Source organism: Leyella stercorea, from assembly GCF_021531355.1.
Lineage (GTDB): Bacteria > Bacteroidota > Bacteroidia > Bacteroidales > Bacteroidaceae > Prevotella.
In genome coordinates, this window is sequence record NZ_JADYTS010000058.1 from 1 (window position 1) to 18,518 (window position 18,518).

Below are 18,518 nucleotides of genomic sequence, written 5' to 3' on the forward strand. Positions count from 1 at the left end.
ACACCCTTAGGGATTCGAACCCTAGACCCACTGATTAAGAGTCAGTTGCTCTACCAACTGAGCTAAGGGTGCATTTCACTCTTTTGCGCTTCCAATAAAACTATGTACACCCTTAGGGATTCGAACCCTAGACCCACTGATTAAGAGTCAGTTGCTCTACCAACTGAGCTAAGGGTGCAACTTTCATTTTATTGTCAGCAACCTCATTTCTGAATTGCGAGTGCAAAGGTAGTACTTATTTCCCAAACCGCCAAATGTTTTATGGTGTTTTTTATTACTTTTTTCTTTTAAAAGTATCAAAATTGACATACAACAAGAAATCGGCGCACCTTTGCATTTTTATATCAATTATTTTTGTGCGTTTAAGCACTTCATTACCTTCTCAAAGTATCTTTGAGTACGCTTGACATTATAACGCGCACCACCGTTCCATGAGCGGATTGCCATTTCAATATCATTTAATGGGTTAAAGTGTGACTGAATAAGGATGAACATTTCCTTTGATTTCTCCAGACTGAATCTGTCACGCAGGGTGAAGCGCTTCTTGCTCTTACGCTTCTTAAGAATATCATTACACTCCTTCACCAATATTGGAGTGATCTGCATTGCACCGCACGAGTTTCCACTCACGGCTCTGGTGTTACCCTCACTTTCAACCTGAACTATAGCCTGAATTACCGGATTCCAATCGAAGCCAGAAGAATTTGAAGCTTCATTAGAAGACACATTGTTAGCACCCAAAACTGGGCTCACTACAAATACACATAAAGTTAAAACAATTTCCTTAATAAATTTAATCATTAGTTTTTTCTTTGTGGAACCCGGACACGCTCTCTTAAATACCCCTATCCCCTATTCCTACCTCAAGAACAGACGATAGTATGTATAAAGCATCTTCACAATATAAATCAAGGAATTCTTATCCTGATAACTGATGCCGAAAGACACATCCACTATAGGTGCTACAAAAGTCGTTATCCAACACCTATATAAATTCCGTTAGATACTTTCAGAAGACCGTTTCCCATTAATTGAGACACGACTTCCTTTTAATTATCGCTTGCAAAATTACACAAAAATCGCGAGTTGTGCAAGTTTACGTGCTACAACTTCACCTTTTTTAGCTTTTTCTTGACATAGATAACACGGTGTATATCAATCGAATACGCCATTCAGACACATTACAAAACCTTCACTTTAGCCTAACCTAACAATTTGCAAACTACATATTGCAAAATCAACTTCAAGCCATGACATTACATAAAACAGACAAAGCAACAAACACAAAACTTGTCAAACACCAGACGCCAAGGCATAAAAAAAGAGTGTCGAACAAAATGCTCAACACTCTTATCAATATTGTATTTCAGAATTTTACTTCTTGAAAAAGTCCTTAACAGCTTCGTTAGGAACCATACGCTCGTCAAAGATGTAAGCGCCAGTCTTCTCGCTTCTTACCATCTTGATAACCTTTGTATATGCGCGACCGTCCGATGTACCTTCACGGAGGGTAGCGACCGCTTTCTTTGCCATATCTTATATGTTATTACTTAATCTCCTTGTGAAGAGTCATCTTCTTAAGGATGGGGTTATACTTCATCAATTCCATACGGTCAGGAGTGTTCTTACGATTCTTTGTAGTCACGTAACGGCTTGTTCCAGGCAGACCGCTGTTCTTCATCTCAGTGCACTCGAGAATTACCTGTACTCTGTTGCCCTTTGCTTTCTTTGATGCCATTTACTTATTCTCCTATAACTTTAATGTCATTCCAGTCTACATAACCCTTAGACACAGCCTGCTTGAGGGCAGCGTCCAAGCCCACTTTATTGATAAGACGCAGACCCGCTGCGCTAATTTTGAGGCTAATCCAGCAACCTTCCTCTACATAGTAGAACTTCTTGCTGAACAAGTTCACATCGAAAGAACGCTTTGTGCGGTGCTTTGAGTGTGATACGTTGTTACCTATCTGGGCTTTCTTTCCCGTAATCTGACAAATTTTCGACATTTCTATCTGCTTTTTTGTATTCGTTTTTTGATACCTATTCCAAACAGGATGCAAAATTAGCTACTTTTTTCGAGAACACAAAACAATCTCATAAATAATATTACTTATTTAATGTTTTTTTTGTTTTCAACAGCATTCCAGCGTCCGCCAGCCCCTGTCCTGTTGCTATTCTGTAACAGGAATTACAGGAATCTTGCCCTCACTTTCAGTCTTGGGAGCATGCTCTTTAAGGAAGTTGATAAACATCTGAAGAGCCTTGCTTGTAGCAATGGCGAGATTGATGTCACGACCGTAATCCTCTGTAAGTTTCATCGTCTCGATATTCTCTGCATTACCGCATGCAATCCAGATTGTACCGACTGGGATTTCGGCTGTTCCACCACCAGGACCGGCAGTGCCTGTTGTAGCAATTGCGAAGTCAACACCAAGAGTTTTTATAGCTCCCTGCACCATTGCCTTTGCCACTTCCTCACATACAGCAGTCTTCTCTTCAAGGAGCTGATGGTCAACGCCAAGCAGGTTTTCTTTCACCTCGTTGGTGTAAGAGATTACGCCACCCTTAAAATATGTCGAGGCACCAGGAACGGCAATTATAGCCTCGGCTATACGACCTCCCGTGCAGCTCTCTGCTGAACCTACAGTAAGACCCGACTCATATAAATACTGCTGAATTTCACGGCTAAGTACTTTCTTTTCAAATTCCATTTTCTCTATTTTTTAATAAATGTTTCGTGAGTTGTCAAGATGCCTGTTCGACATTACTTGAACGTTACCTTACTGAATGCAGGCTTGTCTATCGAGCAGAAATCCTTGTCAAGGAACTTGTAATAGCCCGTTATGCCTATCATTGCAGCATTGTCGGTAGTATAGCTGAACTTCGGAATATAGATAGTCCAGCCATAACGCTTGGCATGATCGTGGAATGCATTACGCAATCCGTTGTTGGCTGAAACACCACCTGCCACAGCCACATGCTTTATGCCTGTCTGCTTAACGGCAAGGCGCAGTTTCTTCATCAATATGTCAACGATAGTATGCTCAAGACTCGCTGCAAGGTCGTTCTTGTGATGCTCCACAAAGTCCGGGTCATCCTGCATCCACTTGCGCAGACTATACAGGAACGAAGTCTTCAGTCCGCTGAAACTATAGTCCAGACCTGGAATGTGCGGTTCAGCAAACTTATAGGCAAGCGGATTACCCTGACGCGCCAAGCGGTCGATTATAGGGCCACCGGGATAGCCCAACCCCATCACCTTCGAACATTTGTCAATAGCCTCGCCAGCAGCATCGTCAATAGTCTGTCCGAGCACCTCCATGTCGTTGTAGGCATTCACCTTGACAATCTGCGAGTTACCGCCAGATACGAGCAGACAGAGGAACGGGAACGGAGGTGTTGTATCCTCCGGCTTCTCCTTGATGAAATGCGCCATTACATGGCCCTGCAAGTGGTTCACGTCAATCATAGGAATACCCAGACTGCGAGCAAATCCCTTTGTGAAGCTTACGCCTACAAGCAATGAGCCCATAAGACCCGGACCACGTGTGAAGGCTACTGCCGACAACTGTTCCTTGGTAATGCCAGCACGCTTCAATGCTGCACTTACCACGGGTACAATATTCTGCTGATGGGCACGTGACGCAAGTTCAGGCACAACGCCACCGTATTCAAAGTGAACGTCCTGCGAGGCTGTCACATTGCTCAGCAATATATTATCCTGGAGCACTGCAGCGCTCGTATCGTCGCAGCTGCTCTCAATACCTAATATGTACATGTTTTTTGAATGTTAATAAGTCAATATTTCCACTCCGTGCTCTGTCATTACGAATGTGTGCTCCCACTGTGCACTCGGCTTTTCGTCGCCAGTGATCACCTCCCAGCCGTATTCGTCATCGGCATCGATAAACACTTTCCATGTACCCATATTCACCATTGGTTCGATAGTGAACACCATACCTGGCACGAGCAGCATGCCTGTACCCTTATGACCGTAGTGCATCACGTCTGGCTTTTCGTGGAATTGCAATCCCACTCCGTGTCCGCAAAGGTCGCGTACAATGCCGTAGTGATACTTGTCGGCGTGCTTCTGAATTGCATGACCTATGTCACCCACAAAGCTGTACGGCTTGGCTGCCTCCATACCAATCTCCAGACATTCCTTTGCCACACGCACCAGCTGCTCTTTCTCCGGAGTTGTCTTGCCGATTATAAACATACGTGAAGCGTCGGCATAATAGCCGTCAAGGATTGTAGTGAAGTCGACATTCACGATGTCGCCCTCCTCCAGGATATCGTCTTCCTTAGGAATACCGTGACACACCACCTCATTGATACTTGTGCACACGCTCTTCGGAAAGCCCTCATAATTGAGGCAAGCCGGTATAGCGCCATGCGATGTACAGTAGTCATAGCAAATCTTGTCGATTTCAAGAGTGCTCATTCCGGCACGAATATTCTTTGCTACCTCGTCGAGCACACCAGTATTCACCACACCACTGCGGCGAATGCCTTCTATCTGTTCGGGAGTCTTGATAAGGTCGCGCGACGGCACCTCCTTACCCTTGTTTTCCCAGTACATTACTTTCTTGTCAAGTTCAGTTGGCTCCTGACCAGGAAGACAGTGCCATACTCTCTTTTTTCTGAATACCATAATAATATAGATATTTTAAAACAATTCCAACTTATTCTTTCTTGCTTCGTCGAGCGACGAGAGCTTCTGCTGATGAACAGCATATTCCTCGCGCAGCTTGGCGTAGCGTTCTTTCAGCTCTGCCTCAAATGCCCTGCGCTCGTCGGGATTCATCAGTCGTTGTGCTATCAGCGGATTCTGCGCAGCATCCTTCACCCACACCACAATTCCACTGTAGATAGGCGCGATTTTCAATGCTACGTGCATCTCTGATGTCGTAGCGCCGCCCACCATGATTGGGATTTGCAGACCAGCGTGCTCAAACTCCGTAGCCACATTGACCATTTCCTCAAGACTCGGCGTGATAAGACCGCTCAAGCCTACCATGTCAACCTTTTCTTCGATTGCCTTCTTTAGAATCTGTTCGGCAGGCACCATCACTCCGAGGTCAATCACCTCGTAGTTGTTGCACGACATCACCACATCAACAATATTCTTGCCAATATCGTGAACGTCGCCTTTAACTGTCGCCATAAGCACCTTGCCCGACGACGAGCCACCTTCCTTCTTGTCTGCCTCGATATATGGTTGCAGTATAGCCACAGCCTTCTTCATAGTGCGTGCAGTCTTCACCACCTGAGGCAAGAACATCTTGCCGCAACCGAACAACTCGCCCACCTTGTTCATACCGTCCATCAGCGGACCCTCGATTATGTCCACCGCCTTAGGATAGACAGCAAGAGCTTCCTTGATGTCTTCCTCCATGTAGTCGGCAATTCCCTTTTGCAGAGCTGTAGCGAGACGCGTGGCAACGTCAGCTTTACGCCATTCAGGTTCGGCAGCAACCTGTGTTGCGCCAGTTCCTGTCGCCGTTCCGTTCTTCAGAGCCTCCTGCTTTTGTTTTATCTCATCGGCGAGCTCCACAAGACGTTCTGAAGCGTCCTTCTTTCGGTTGAGCACCACGTCCTCAATTATCTCCAACTGGTCGGCAGGGATATCGTCGTAGGTCACCTTAGTTGCGGGGTTGACAATGCCGAAGTCCATTCCCTTGCCAATGGCGTGATAGAGAAAAACCGAGTGCATTGCCTCGCGAATATAATTGTTGCCACGGAACGAGAATGAGAGGTTGCTCACGCCACCGCTCACGTGCGCTCCTGGCAGATTTGTCTTTATCCAGTCGACTGCCTTAATGAAGTCAACAGCGTAATTGTCATGCTCTTCCATACCAGTGGCAATGGCGAGCACATTTGGGTCGAATATTATGTCGAGCGGATTCATGCCCACTTTCTCGGTAAGAAGCTTGTAGGCACGTCCTGCTATTTCAATGCGTCGTTCGTAGGTAGTGGCCTGTCCTATCTCGTCAAAGCACATCACCACTACGGCTGCACCGTAGCGCATCACATCGCGAGCATGGCTCAAGAACACTTCCTCACCCTCTTTCAGCGAGATTGAATTGACGATACACTTACCCTGCACACATTGCAGTCCGGCAGTTATCACATCCCATTTCGACGAGTCGATCATCACAGGCACCTTGGCAATGTCGGGTTCCGAAGCAATGATATTCAGGAACGTGCGCATCTCCTCACGTGCGTCGAGCAGTCCGTCGTCCATGTTCACGTCAATCACCAGTGCACCGTCTGCCACCTGCTTGCGTGCTATGCTCACTGCCTCGTCGTAGCTTTTCTCCTTGATGAGTCGCAGGAATTTGCGCGAACCAGCCACATTGCATCGCTCGCCCACGTTGACAAAGCGCACATCGGGTGTCACGTCGAGCAGTTCAAGTCCACTCAGCCACATAGTCTGCGGCTTGGGTTGCGGCACGTGCGGCTTCTTGCCTTCGGCTATTGGCACATACTTGGCAATGAATTTCTCCGTAGTGCCACAACATCCGCCTATGATGTTCACCAGTCCTTCGTCGATGAATTCCTGTATCTGTGGAGCCATCGACTCCGGAGTCTCGTCGTATGCGCCCAGACTATTGGGCAGCCCGGCGTTTGGATAAGCACTTATGTAATAAGGTGCACGATGAGCCAGCTGCTTCAAGAAAGGCTTCATCTGGTCGGCACCGAACGAGCAGTTGAGACCGATTGAAAAAATCGGGTAGCTGCTCACACTCGCCAGCACAGCATCGAGTGTCTGTCCGCTCAGAGTACGTCCGGCAAGGTCGCTCACAGTGATGCTCAGCATTATAGGCAGGTCTTTGCCTGTACGGCGACCCACCTCCATTGTTGCGTCAATGGCAGCCTTGGCGTTGAGCGTGTCAAACACCGTCTCAATCAGCATTGCGTCTGCCCCACCCTCTTCCAGCGCCTCAATCTGCTCCACATAATCAGTATAGAGCGTCATGTAGTCGAGGTCGCGTGCAGCAGGATTGCTCACGTCAGGACTCATCGAGCACGTCTTGTTGGTAGGACCAACCGAGCCAGCCACAAAGCGTGGACGGTCCTCTGTCGAGAATTCGTCGGCAGCCTTGCGTGCCAGTCGTGCTCCTTCCAGTGCCATTGCCCTGGCAGAATCCTCCAGATGATAGTCGGCCTGACTGATGCGCTGTGAGCTGAATGTGTTTGTGGTGATGATGTCAGCACCAGCCTCAAGATATTTTCTATGAATGTCGCTTATCACGTCGGGGCGTGTGATATTGAGCATATCGTTGTTGCCCTTCATCATACCCGGAGTCTTGCGGTAGCGGTATCCTCGGAAGTCTTCCTCCTCAAGTCCGTACTGCTGAATCATGGTACCCATCGCACCGTCGAGTATTATTATCCTGTCTTTAGCGACTTCCCTTAAAGTCTTCTTCATTTAATAATATTTAGCCGCACCTCATTTTTAATAATGCTTCATCGCCCTGTCCATTTCTCTTCTGTCTTCCTTCTCCTTCAGCGTCTGTCGCTTGTCGTATTCCTTCTTGCCTCGGCAGAGTGCTATGTCCACCTTTGCACGTCCGTGCTCGTCGATGAATACGAGAGTAGGCACAATGGTGTAACCGGGCTGCTTTGTGGCGTCCTCAAGTTTGTATATTTCGCGCTTGTTGAGCAGCAACTTGCGGTCGCGTCGTGCTTCATGGTTGCTGAACGAGCCGTAGAAGTAGGGCGAGATGTTCATTCCCTTCACCCACACCTCATGGTTGTTTATATAGCAGAAAGTGTCGACAAGACTCGCCTTTCCGAGTCTTATCGACTTTATCTCGGTGCCGGTAAGCACTATGCCTGCCGTATACGTCTCCACAAAAAAGTACTCAAACGAGGCTTTCTTGTTCTTTATGCTCACCGGACTTTTCTTTCTCTTCAGTTCCTGTTCCTTATTCATTGTCTTTACTATTGAAGTCGTGGGGAGTTATAGCTTATTCCTCCACCACTACAAATTCCTCTATATGCTCGTCTACATAGTGAGCCACACTTGCTGTCCACGCCTCCTCATTTTCCACAAACTCGTCGTCGTAGTCATCAAACTCGGAGAATTGCTCAAACATTGCCATAAACTCCTCGTCCGAGCAGTCGCGCTGTATCTTCGGTCCATAATCTTTGTACAGTTTGCGCACCGAAAAGAGCATCTTGGCAAGGTCGCGCAGCCCCCAGTCGCGCAACACCTTGGCAAATGGGTTGTCAAAGATGAAACCGCCATAGCCGTTGTAAATGAGCTGTACAAAGCCGCCGTCCATCACCTCCTCGTGCAGGATGTCGTAGGCAAGCAATGTAATCTGCGACACGCTCAACTGCTGCATATTCTCAGCATCAAGCTCGCCGCCAATGGCCTCCTTAATGGCGTCGATAACCCCCCTGAGGAAAGCATCCATATCTTGCATAGCCGCCTCACGAAGGGCAGCGTCTTTCACTTTTACCTGTATCATAGCGTGCAAAGTTAGTGGAAATCGAAGACAATACAAAATAAATACATTTATTTTTAATCTTCATTTCCTTATGATTTACTGCATTTTGCCTCGCAACACCACTTTTTTCACTATCGGCGTAGTGTAGGCATAGGGAATGAAGTCTACCGATGGCAGCGGATGGGTGATGAAGAAATTTGCCACCTTGCCTTTGGCTATGCTTCCGTATTCGGCACTCTCTCCCATAGCATAGGCTCCGTTTATTGTTGCGGCATTCAATGCCTCGCTTGGCTGCAGACGCAGCTTTATGCAAGCCAGCGAAACCACAAACTTCATGTCGCCCGAAGGTGTCGAACCCGGATTGTAGTCGCTTGCCACAGCAACTCCCAGTCCCGCATCAATCATCCTGCGTGCTTTGCCATAAGGCATATTCAGGAAGAACGATGTGCCGGGCAGCACAGTTGGCATCGTGTCGCTGTGGCGCAATATTTCTATTTCCTCCACGGTCATGCTCTCCAGATGGTCTACAGACAAGGCTCCGTGCTTTACGCCCACCTCTACTCCACCCGACGATGCAAGTTCGTCGGCATGAATCTTCGGTCGCATTCCCCATGCGGCGGCAGCGTCAAGAATACGAGCCGTCTCTTCTGGCGTGAAGAATCCGCGGTCGCAGAACACGTCAACGAAGTCGGCAAGACGCTGGCGTCCCACCTCTGGAATCATCTCGTCGATGATAAGCCTTACATAGTCGGCCTGTGTCATTCCACGTGCCACGGCATGAGCTCCAAGGAAAGTGGACACAATCCGTGCATCCGAGGTTTCCTTCATGCGTCTTATCACTCGCAGCATCTTCAGTTCGTCTTCCATATTGAGTCCGTAGCCGCTCTTTATCTCTATGCAACCCGTTCCCTTCCGTATCACCTCATCCAGTCGGCGCATCGCCTGACGGTAGAGTTCATCTTCCGAAGTATTATGCAGAAGGTCGGCAGAGTTGAGAATTCCTCCGCCACGACGGGCTATCTCCTCATAACTCAGTCCGTTGATTTTGTCCACAAACTCGCGTTCACGGCTTCCGGCGAATACAATATGCGTGTGGGAGTCGCACCACGACGGCAGCACCATTCCGCCCTCTGCGTCAATGGTCTCGTCAATGTCGGCAAATGCCGGAATCCCGTCTGCCACGCTGCCAAATTCAGCAAAACGTCCGTCCTCCACCAGGAGCCACGCATTGTCGATGGTGTTGAGCTCTGCCATCTCCTTGCCTTGCAGGCGTAGCTTAGACTCGTATTCTACGCCAGCGAGACAGCGAATATTTTTAACAAGTTGTTTCATAACTTTTCTCCCCTCAAAAACTCCACCGACTTCGCAATATGCGGATACATCACTTCGTCGTCTACGATGAATGGCACCACCTTTCGGTAGCTATCATGCAGCGCCTCCACTGCAGGCGACGACTTCAGCGGACGGCGGAAGTCGAGTGCCTGGGCAGCGTTGAACAGCTCAATGGCAAGCACACGCTCCGTATTGAGCACTACCTTGTAGAGCTTAATGGCAGCATTGGCGCCCATACTCACGTGGTCCTCCTGTCCTTGGCTCGACGGGATGCTGTCTACCGACGAAGGAGTCGACAGCGTCTTGTTCAAGCTCACTACCGAGGCAGCCGTGTATTGCGTTATCATGAATCCGCTGTTCACACCCGGATTTGCCACAAGGAAACTGGGCAGTCCGCGCGTACCGCTCACAAGCTTGTATATGCGGCGTTCCGAGATATTGGCCAATTCGCACAAGGCTATTGCCAGAAAGTCCATAGGCATTGCTATCGGCTCGCCGTGGAAGTTGCCAGCCGAAATAATAATGTCGTCGTCAGGACACACAGTCGGATTGTCCGTAGCCGAGTTCACCTCAACGTCAACCGCCGATGTCACATAATCGATAGTGTCCTTCACTGTGCCATGCACCTGCGGAATACATCTGAACGAGTACGGATCCTGCACATACTGCTTCGGCTTCTCCACAATCTCGCTGCCCTCAAGCAATTGGCGCATACGTGCAGCCGTGGCAATCTGCCCCTTATGCGGGCGCACCTGATGAACAGCGTCGGTGAAGGGGGCTGTAAGTCCGTAGTAAGCATCGAGCGACATTGCAGCAATCCTGTCTGCCCATTCGCTCAGCCTGTACGACTGCAGCAACGCCCACACTGCGAAAGCACCCATGTTCTGCGTACCGTTGAGCAGCGCCAGTCCCTCTTTCGAGTCAAGCTGTATTGGCTGCCACTCCAACTTCTGCAACAACTCGGCTCCAGTAATTACCTCGCCCTGATACTCCACCTCGCCCAGTCCTACGAGCGGCAGCGTGAGATGAGCCAGCGGCACCAAGTCGCCCGAAGCTCCGAGCGAACCTTGCATGTACACCACCGGATAGACATCATTATTGAAGAAGTCGATGAGTCGGTTGACGGTAGCGAGCTGACAACCCGAGAATCCGTAGCTCAGCGACTGAATCTTGAGCAGCAGCATTATCTTCACGATGTCGTTGGGCACACGGTCGCCCGTACCGCATGCGTGCGACATCATAAGGTTTATCTGCAACTGTGCCAGATAGTCGGGTCCGATGCTCACGTTGCATAGCGATCCAAATCCGGTAGTCACGCCATAGATGGGCGAAGTGGTCTCTTCTATCTTCCGGTCGAGATATTTTCTGCACTCCACTATGCGCTTCTGTGCGTCGTAGCTCAACTGTATCTGGTAGCCGCCATATACTATTTCACCTATGCGTTCAATCGAAAGGTGCTCGGCTGAAATCTTGTGTATCTTCATATTGCTTCAGTTGATAGATTGTAGTGTTGATAGGTTGATTTATGTTTAAGGGTTGGCGTATTTGCTGATGATTTCGTCGTCAACGATATTCGGCATAGTCACCTGCAACCCGTGCGAGCGCAGCATCTCGCGCTCAATGCTGTGTATTGAGCCTTCGTTGCGTGCCCATGCTCGGCGTGCGATTCCGTTGTTCACGTCCCAGAAGAGCATTTCGCGTATGTGGCGGTCGCTCTCCTCGCTGCCGTCAATCACCATGCCGAAACCTCCGTTTATCACTTCGCCCCAGCCTACGCCGCCACCGTTGTGCAGCGACACCCATGTAGCTCCGCGGAACGAGTCGCCTATGACGTTCTGCACAGCCATGTCGGCACAGAACTGCGAACCGTCGTATATGTTGCTCGTCTCGCGGAATGGCGAGTCGGTGCCCGACACGTCGTGATGGTCGCGTCCCAGCACCACAGGGCGTGTTATCTCGCCTCTCTTTATTGCCTCGTTGAAAGCCTGTGCTATCTTCGAACGGCCCTCAGCGTCGGCATACAGGATGCGTGCCTGCGAACCTACGACGAGGTTGTTGCGGCTTGCCTCACAAATCCAATGTATGTTGTCTGCCATCTGTCCCTTAATCTCGTCGGGCGCATTCTGCATTATTTCCTCCATCACACGTGCCGCAATCTCGTCGGTCTTGGCGAGATCGGCAGGTGAGCCCGATGTGCACACCCATCTGAACGGACCGAACCCGTAGTCGAAGAACATCGGACCCATAATGTCCTGCACGTACGACGGATAGCGGAACTTGCCATTCTCCCGGCAGATGTCAGCTCCTGCACGCTTCGATTGCAGCAGGAAGGCGTTGCCATAGTCGAAGAAGTACATTCCACGCTCGGCAAGGCGGTTGATGGCAGCCACCTGTCGGCGCAACGACGCCTGTACATGTTTGCGGAACTCATCGGGATTCTCAGCCATCATCTGCTTCGACACCTCCAGCGTCAGGTCGGCAGGATAGTAGCCACCCGCCCAAGGATTGTGTAGCGAGGTCTGGTCGCTGCCTATGTCCACGTGCACTTCCTCGTCGGCGAGTCGTTCCCACAGATCCACCACGTTGCCCACATATGCCATCGACACGGTGCGCTTCTCGTCCACGCTCTTTCGTATGGCAGGAATCAGCTCGTCGAGGTTGTCGTGCAGCTCGTCTACCCATCCCTGGTCGTAGCGCTTCTTGGCTGCCAAAGGATTGATTTCAGCCACCACGCTCACCACACCGGCTATGTTGCCTGCCTTGGGCTGTGCGCCCGACATTCCGCCCAATCCTGACGACACAAACAGCATTCCGCTGATGTCGTGTGCCTTGTCCTTGGCACTGAGCTGTTTGCGACAGGCGTTCAGCACGGTTATGGTAGTGCCGTGCACGATGCCCTGCGGACCGATGTACATGTATGAGCCAGCCGTCATCTGTCCATACTGGCTCACGCCCAGAGCGTTCATGCGTTCCCAGTCGTCGGGCTTAGAGTAGTTTGGTATCACCATTCCGTTGGTCACCACCACACGCGGAGCGTTCCTGTGCGACGGGAACAGGCCGAGCGGATGGCCCGAATACATCACAAGCGTCTGCTCGTCGGTCATCTCGCTCAGATACTTCATTGTGAGCCTGTACTGTGCCCAGTTCTGGAATATGGCTCCGTTGCCGCCGTACACTATCAGTTCGTGCGGATGCTGCGCCACCTCAGGGTCGAGGTTGTTCTGAATCATCAGCATTATAGCAGCCGCCTGCCCCGAATGGTGCGGATACTCGTCGATGGGTCGGGCGTACATCTCATAACTCGGACGGTAGCGATACATGTATATGCGACCGTAGTGGTCAAGCTCGTCGATAAACTCGGGTGCCAATTCCGCATGCAGATGCTTTGGAAAATAGCGCAGAGCGTTGCGCAGAGCAAGCTGTCGCTCCTCATGTGTCAGTATCTCCTTGCGCTTAGGCGCATGATTTATATTGTTGTCGTAGGGCTTCTGCTCAGGTAAGTAGTCAGGAATGCCCAGTCTTATTTCGTCAGAGAATGTCATAATCTTTAGTTTTGAATTTTGAATTTTGAGTTTTGAATTGTGCGCATTGCGTATTAGGAATTGTTCAATTTTGAATTTTGAGTTTTGAGTTTTGAATTGTGCGCATTGCGCATTAGGAATTGTTCAATTTTGAATTTTGATTTCTTTTATTTAGGAATTCTCAACTCAAAATTGAATAATTCAAAATCGGCTTTGCCGATAATTCAACATTCAACATTCAACATTCAAAACTCCATCTACCATTTTAGTTATTTCCTCTTCCTCCTTATTCGCCTTAGCTATCAGCTCGTTGGCCTCGCCTATGAGTGCTTCAGCCTTCGTGCGGTTCTTCAGCGACCCGGCGTTAATCTTCACGTTCATACCGGCACCCAGCACGGCGGCACGTGCAGCCAAAGCTCCCACTCCGGCATCCGACACGCTGTTGGGGTTGCCCTTCTCCACCATCTTGCGACATACGGCAAACACCTCGTACGAAGCCTTCATTGTCTCCAGCGGCACCTCTGTAGCAAACAGCGTAGCCGTCTGTATTGCCTCCGTGCGTGCCGCCTTCTCCTCGGGCGTGTTCTTAGGCATTCCGAAAGCAGCCATGATGCGGTTGAATGCCTCGGTGTCCTCGTCGACGAGGTGCAGCAGACGCTCCTGCAGAGCCATGCCTTCCTCTGCCACATTGGCAAACTCGCTCCACCGCTCGTCCCATCCCGGCTTGTGGCTCGACAGATTTGCCACCATCGTTGCCAATGATGCGCCAAGCGCTCCCATATAAGCCGACACCGAACCTCCGCCAGGAGCCGGACTCTCGCGCGACGTTTCCTCGGCAAATCCCTTCACCGTCAGGTCTACCAGCAGGCGCTGCTTCTCATCGCCCTCAGCCATCACATATTCTATTATCTTCTCCTCGGGCTTGAACTCCTTGAGGTCAGACAGTCCGAGCGACTTGATAGCAATATTCAGAATATCCTTCTTCGGTATGCCAGCCGAGCGCTGCTGCTTGGCAAGGAAGTAGCGTCCTGCCTCCAGCAGGGTGCGCTCCGGCACCAGTCCTACAATCTCCGTACCCGTAACGCGCACGCCACGGTTCTGTGCGCAGCGGCACACCTCGTCAAAAGCCTTGTGCAGCGGCGTAACATTGATGTTGGTGATGTTCATCGACACCTGGGCGATGCCATACTCGTCGATATACCATCCTATAGCCTTGGTACACTTCAGCGTACCGGGCTTCATGATTGGAGTGCCATCGGCGTACAGCAGTTTCTTTCCGATGATAGGGTTGCCCTCACGCATGGGGCGTCCCTTCTCTCTCACGTCAAACGCGATGGCGTTGGCGCGGCGTGTCGAAGTTGTGTTCAGATTGAAGTTCACCGCAATGAGGAAGTCGCGTGCTCCAACCACAGTGCAACCCGTTCGTGCCACTTGCTCGTCGTACGGGCGACGGCCGAAGTCGGGCGCCTCAGCATCATCGTCGATACGCTCGGCAATGCCCTCATATTCGCCCTTGCGACACACGGCAAGGTTTCTGCGTTCGGGGGTGAATGCCGCAGCCTCGTAGCAATAGCAGGGAATATTGAGTTCGTCGGCAATGCGCTTGGCGAGCTGGCGCGAAATCTCGGCACACTCCTCAAGCGTAATTCCGCTCACAGGTACAATGGGCAGCACATCGGTAGCGCCTATACGCGGATGAGCGCCGTGCTGCTGGCGCATATCAATAAGTTGTGCGGCCTTGCCCACAGCTCTGAAGGCAGCCTCCACCACATCAGCTGGCTCGCCCACGAAGGTTACGACAGTACGGTTGGTTGCCTCGCCGGGGTCGACATCAAGCAACTTCACACCCTTAACGCTCTCTACCGCGTCTGTTATCTGACGGATTACGCCCATGTCGCGACCTTCGCTGAAATTAGGCACACACTCTACAATCTGCTTCATTTTTGCCATAGTGTAAGGTATTATGTTAGTAGTATAAAAAAATCAAATAGCAGAAGTATCAATGATACGTTGCAAATTTAGTAAAAAAGAATATTTAATGCAAGAAAATAGCAATAAACTTATGTTCTAATTTATATAGTAATAACTAATTCAAAAAACGATTTATGGCAACAATAAAACTCAAATTTCGTCCATCGTCAGTACCGGAAGCAGAGGGTACATTATACTATCAGGTGATACACAAACGCAAGGTGAAATGTATCAGTACCGAGCACCATATTTATGCCGACGAGTGGGACGAGAAGGCAGAGACTATCGTGGTGACAGCAGGGAGCGAACGTAAGGGGGCATTGGCACTGATGCAATGTAAAATCGACTGGGCATTTAAGCAGTGGCACACTATCCTTGACCGGACAGAACGCTGCCACAATGACTATACTGTAGAAGAGCTATGCCAAGCCTTCTGCAAGGAACAGACCTATAAGACTGTGTTTGTGTTCTTGCATGAGCAAGCAACCAAGAAAGAGCAGATGAAGCGACTGGGCACTGCCCGTACATACGGCAACGCCTATCGACGTTTCAAGGCATTTCGTGAGGATGTTGATTTGACTTTCGATGAACTCACACCCGATATGATAGCGAGTTACGAGGCATGGCTCATAGACAGGCGATTGAAGCAGAACAGCATCCGCTGCTATCTGCGCACGCTCAACACCCTGTTGTGCAAGGCAGTGGCAGAAGGACTGTTGAGCAACCGGAATCTGTTCAGCCATGTGCGTCTGTCGTACGTCAAGACAACAAAACGGGCTATCAGCGAGAAGGAACTGAAAGTGATAGCTAACCTTGAACTGCCCGAACATTCGACCATGGCTCTCGCACGTGACATCTTCATGTTCAGCTTCTATATGCGTGGAATGCCATTCGTGGATATTGCTTATCTGCGAAAGACCGACCTTAAGAACGGCATGTGGACCTATTGCCGCCGGAAGACAAACCAATGCCTGATGGTGGAATGGGAAAAGGCACAACAAAAAATACTGGACCGCTATGCCCATCAAACGGAAAATGGTCCGTATCTGTTTCCTATTATAAATAAGGAGGACGGCACTGAATATCTGCAATACCAACGCATGCAGACAAACATAAACCGTGCATTGAAAAAGATTGGAGAAATGGCGGAGTTGAAAATGCCACTCACCACCTATGTCGCACGCCACACATGGGCAAGCGTAGCCAGAGACATGAACATACCCATCTCTATTATCAGCGAGGGAATGGGACATAATTCAATAAAGACCACACAAGTGTATCTGAACTCCATCGATATATCAAGAATCAACGAGGCTAACAAGAGGATAATAAAAAGGATTGGAGGTTGACGGCTAAGAAAGGAGTGACTGTTTTCACATGGTAAAACAGTATTTATTCTGCAAAAGTACTACTTTTCCTTTATATCTTATCGTTTTAACTTAAAAAAGTTTAGCAAAACAACGAATTACCACTAAAATGTTTTACAAATTCTACTTTTCAAGGCTCTAAAAGCCTTTGTTTACAGCATCCATTCTATTTGTGCATGTTTTACCATGTGAAAACAGTAGGTACTTTACTTGACTAATACATCCACAGATAGTATGGATTTGCGCAATATAATTGTAAAATTGGCATCGTCATATCTGGTGACAGCAGCCAACAGTTACATAAAGTAGCTGAGAGATTATGAAGCAGGATTGCACGGTTTCTCTGTCTACAGCCGACGAAACAAAGTGTTTTCAGACATCTGAAAGCAATGAATTTCCAAAGGGCACACACGTTTCTGAGCCAGACGAACAGACTGGTTCAGCGATAAAGAAGCACCCTCAAGCGAACGGAGAAACTGAGACAAAGAAAGATGACTGCACTTCATGGAGTTATCTTTTTGTACACAACCAGAAAGTAAAGTCGATAGAAGAACAGCTAAAGAAAGATGGAGTAACCCATTTTGTTCATAAGACAATAAAATACGTTCCCCGTCACAGAAACAGAGGCGGAATGTGCGAAGTGGAAACTCCCTCTGTAAGTGGACTGATATTCTTGCAAGGTGATCCGGAAAAACTACAAGACTACTTAGACCAAAACGTAAAGCCATACAGACTCTGTAAGAATTGCAGTACCTGGAAGGTTGCTACCATCCCCTGCATCCAGATGGAACCATTTATGCGTGTGGCAGAAACCGAACCAGAACGCCTCCGCTTCCTTCTTCGTCCTTTTGTTTATTATTCCAAGAACCGTACCAAGCTCCGTATCGTGACTGGTAAATATGCCGGACTCGAAGGTTATGTAATCCGCATAGCCCGCGACCGCAAGCTCGTCATGGATGTAGGTGGAATGGCAGTAGCCTTGTCTGGCATACATGCCGAACGTTTTGAGGAAGTGAACAAGAACGAGGCAGACAAAAAAGAGCGCAAGCTGTTCCATAAGCGCAACCTACAAGAGCGCAACGCCTTTATCGACCGTTACTTCCACCGTGTGAAGACCGCCCAAGAAGTGGCTGCTCAGGTAGAAAACATCGAAATACTCCGACTTCAGACACTTGCCGATGTAAGAGACAAGAAACTGGATTTGAAAGATGCCTTCGCCACCTTCTACTTCATGATAGAAGAAATAGGCTACTACTATGCACCCTTCATCGACTCTTTCAGCAACGAGCTGAGCCCCATCTTTGAAGCAGGCAGAACCGTAATGGAAGAGATGCAAAATGTCATAACGAAATTCAAGAACAGCGACAAAGAACTGCACGATCGCTGCGAAGCAGAATTTGAGGCATTGCAAACCAACTACGGATACCTGTTTGAGTTTTGAATTTTGAGTTTTGAATTTTGAATTGTCGGCAAAGCCGATTGTGAATTATTCAATTTTGAATTTTGATTTAGGTATTCTCAATTCAACATTGAACAAATCCTAATGCGCACAGCGCCTAATTCAACACTCAAAATTGCGCATCGCGCACAACTCAACATTAAACAGTTGCAAAGGTATAATCTTGCGCAAGCGATGTCAATAGTAAAGGGGAAATTTAACGTAAGCACTCAATTGGTTCTGTGAATTTAATGTGGTATCATAACCGAAATGATTCTGAAATGGAAAGGCAAGACTTTATAAATACAATAACGGAGCTTAAGGCTATGATAGGTAGTCTTAAGCTTACGATAAGTAGTCTTAAGCTTACGATAGACACGCTTCGTCAGACGATAAACTCGCAGAACGCTACGATAGCGTCGTTGCA

The 18,518-nt window shown here is 49.0% G+C and carries 16 protein-coding genes and 2 tRNA genes; 2 read left to right on the forward strand and 16 right to left on the reverse strand.

What is annotated here, in order from left to right:
* From I6E38_RS11295 to ftcD, 16 genes are all read right to left on the reverse strand, one after another.
* A tRNA-Lys gene (locus I6E38_RS11295) sits at window positions 1–72 on the reverse strand.
* Window positions 73–105: 33 nt separating this feature from the next.
* A tRNA-Lys gene (locus I6E38_RS11300) sits at window positions 106–178 on the reverse strand.
* Between the two features lie 170 nt (window positions 179–348).
* Complete coding sequence (locus I6E38_RS11305) at window positions 349–801, reverse strand: lytic transglycosylase domain-containing protein (RefSeq protein ID WP_235394089.1); 453 nt, start codon at window positions 799–801, stop codon at window positions 349–351.
* Window positions 802–1,374: 573 nt separating this feature from the next.
* Window positions 1,375–1,533 carry a DUF4295 domain-containing protein gene (locus I6E38_RS11310; RefSeq protein WP_235394090.1) on the reverse strand — a complete coding sequence of 53 codons (159 nt, stop codon included), beginning with the start codon at window positions 1,531–1,533 and terminating at the stop codon, window positions 1,375–1,377.
* Between the two features lie 13 nt (window positions 1,534–1,546).
* Entirely contained in the window at window positions 1,547–1,738 is a 192-nt protein-coding gene (gene rpmG / locus I6E38_RS11315) for a 50S ribosomal protein L33 (RefSeq protein WP_094879561.1), read from the reverse strand.
* A 4-nt stretch (window positions 1,739–1,742) separates the two neighbouring features.
* Entirely contained in the window at window positions 1,743–2,006 is a 264-nt protein-coding gene (gene rpmB / locus I6E38_RS11320; RefSeq protein WP_235394091.1) for a 50S ribosomal protein L28, read from the reverse strand.
* A 165-nt stretch (window positions 2,007–2,171) separates the two neighbouring features.
* Window positions 2,172–2,711 carry a CinA family protein gene (locus I6E38_RS11325; protein WP_235394092.1) on the reverse strand — a complete coding sequence of 180 codons (540 nt, stop codon included), beginning with the start codon at window positions 2,709–2,711 and terminating at the stop codon, window positions 2,172–2,174.
* 53 nt (window positions 2,712–2,764) lie between these two features.
* Window positions 2,765–3,778 carry a tRNA (adenosine(37)-N6)-threonylcarbamoyltransferase complex transferase subunit TsaD gene (gene tsaD / locus I6E38_RS11330; protein WP_235394093.1) on the reverse strand — a complete coding sequence of 338 codons (1,014 nt, stop codon included), beginning with the start codon at window positions 3,776–3,778 and terminating at the stop codon, window positions 2,765–2,767.
* A 12-nt stretch (window positions 3,779–3,790) separates the two neighbouring features.
* Window positions 3,791–4,654, reverse strand: coding sequence for a type I methionyl aminopeptidase (gene map / locus I6E38_RS11335; protein WP_235394094.1), 864 nt, complete (start codon window positions 4,652–4,654; stop codon window positions 3,791–3,793).
* A 15-nt stretch (window positions 4,655–4,669) separates the two neighbouring features.
* Window positions 4,670–7,435, reverse strand: a complete 2,766-nt coding sequence (gene metH, locus I6E38_RS11340) for a methionine synthase (protein ID WP_235394095.1) — start codon at window positions 7,433–7,435, stop codon at window positions 4,670–4,672.
* A gap of 27 nt (window positions 7,436–7,462) precedes the next feature.
* Window positions 7,463–7,942, reverse strand: coding sequence for an SsrA-binding protein SmpB (gene smpB, locus I6E38_RS11345; protein ID WP_235394096.1), 480 nt, complete (start codon window positions 7,940–7,942; stop codon window positions 7,463–7,465).
* Between the two features lie 34 nt (window positions 7,943–7,976).
* Complete coding sequence (locus I6E38_RS11350) at window positions 7,977–8,483, reverse strand: DMP19 family protein (RefSeq protein ID WP_235394097.1); 507 nt, start codon at window positions 8,481–8,483, stop codon at window positions 7,977–7,979.
* A gap of 75 nt (window positions 8,484–8,558) precedes the next feature.
* Window positions 8,559–9,794 carry an imidazolonepropionase gene (hutI, locus tag I6E38_RS11355; protein WP_235394098.1) on the reverse strand — a complete coding sequence of 412 codons (1,236 nt, stop codon included), beginning with the start codon at window positions 9,792–9,794 and terminating at the stop codon, window positions 8,559–8,561.
* The gene (gene hutH, locus I6E38_RS11360; RefSeq protein ID WP_235394099.1) at window positions 9,791–11,278 is read right to left on the reverse strand and encodes a histidine ammonia-lyase; all 1,488 of its coding nucleotides are present in this window, start codon (window positions 11,276–11,278) and stop codon (window positions 9,791–9,793) included. The genes hutI and hutH overlap by 4 nt, the downstream gene beginning before the upstream one ends.
* A gap of 45 nt (window positions 11,279–11,323) precedes the next feature.
* On the reverse strand, window positions 11,324–13,336 hold the full coding sequence (locus I6E38_RS11365) for a urocanate hydratase (RefSeq protein WP_235394100.1): 2,013 nt from the start codon (window positions 13,334–13,336) through the stop codon (window positions 11,324–11,326).
* 210 nt (window positions 13,337–13,546) lie between these two features.
* Entirely contained in the window at window positions 13,547–15,265 is a 1,719-nt protein-coding gene (gene ftcD / locus I6E38_RS11370) for a glutamate formimidoyltransferase (RefSeq protein ID WP_235394101.1), read from the reverse strand.
* 155 nt (window positions 15,266–15,420) lie between these two features.
* Between ftcD and I6E38_RS11375 the strand changes: the two genes are divergently transcribed.
* Complete coding sequence (locus tag I6E38_RS11375; protein WP_235394102.1) at window positions 15,421–16,635, forward strand: tyrosine-type recombinase/integrase; 1,215 nt, start codon at window positions 15,421–15,423, stop codon at window positions 16,633–16,635.
* Window positions 16,636–16,972: 337 nt separating this feature from the next.
* Entirely contained in the window at window positions 16,973–18,094 is a 1,122-nt protein-coding gene (locus I6E38_RS11380) for a hypothetical protein (protein ID WP_235394103.1), read from the forward strand.
* The last annotated feature ends 424 nt before the right edge of the window (window positions 18,095–18,518 follow it).

Bases quoted from the DNA above. Each gene is read 5' to 3' on its own strand.
- I6E38_RS11305 (WP_235394089.1), bottom strand. From the start codon at position 801: ATGATTAAATTTATTAAGGAAATTGTTTTAACTTTATGTGTATTTGTA.
- I6E38_RS11310 (WP_235394090.1), bottom strand. From the start codon at position 1,533: ATGGCAAAGAAAGCGGTCGCTACCCTCCGTGAAGGTACATCGGACGGT.
- rpmG (WP_094879561.1), bottom strand. From the start codon at position 1,738: ATGGCATCAAAGAAAGCAAAGGGCAACAGAGTACAGGTAATTCTCGAG.
- rpmB (WP_235394091.1), bottom strand. From the start codon at position 2,006: ATGTCGAAAATTTGTCAGATTACGGGAAAGAAAGCCCAGATAGGTAAC.
- I6E38_RS11325 (WP_235394092.1), bottom strand. From the start codon at position 2,711: ATGGAATTTGAAAAGAAAGTACTTAGCCGTGAAATTCAGCAGTATTTA.
- tsaD (WP_235394093.1), bottom strand. From the start codon at position 3,778: ATGTACATATTAGGTATTGAGAGCAGCTGCGACGATACGAGCGCTGCA.
- map (WP_235394094.1), bottom strand. From the start codon at position 4,654: ATGGTATTCAGAAAAAAGAGAGTATGGCACTGTCTTCCTGGTCAGGAG.
- metH (WP_235394095.1), bottom strand. From the start codon at position 7,435: ATGAAGAAGACTTTAAGGGAAGTCGCTAAAGACAGGATAATAATACTC.
- smpB (WP_235394096.1), bottom strand. From the start codon at position 7,942: ATGAATAAGGAACAGGAACTGAAGAGAAAGAAAAGTCCGGTGAGCATA.
- I6E38_RS11350 (WP_235394097.1), bottom strand. From the start codon at position 8,483: ATGATACAGGTAAAAGTGAAAGACGCTGCCCTTCGTGAGGCGGCTATG.
- hutI (WP_235394098.1), bottom strand. From the start codon at position 9,794: ATGAAACAACTTGTTAAAAATATTCGCTGTCTCGCTGGCGTAGAATAC.
- hutH (WP_235394099.1), bottom strand. From the start codon at position 11,278: ATGAAGATACACAAGATTTCAGCCGAGCACCTTTCGATTGAACGCATA.
- I6E38_RS11365 (WP_235394100.1), bottom strand. From the start codon at position 13,336: ATGACATTCTCTGACGAAATAAGACTGGGCATTCCTGACTACTTACCT.
- ftcD (WP_235394101.1), bottom strand. From the start codon at position 15,265: ATGGCAAAAATGAAGCAGATTGTAGAGTGTGTGCCTAATTTCAGCGAA.
- I6E38_RS11375 (WP_235394102.1), top strand. From the start codon at position 15,421: ATGGCAACAATAAAACTCAAATTTCGTCCATCGTCAGTACCGGAAGCA.
- I6E38_RS11380 (WP_235394103.1), top strand. From the start codon at position 16,973: ATGAAGCAGGATTGCACGGTTTCTCTGTCTACAGCCGACGAAACAAAG.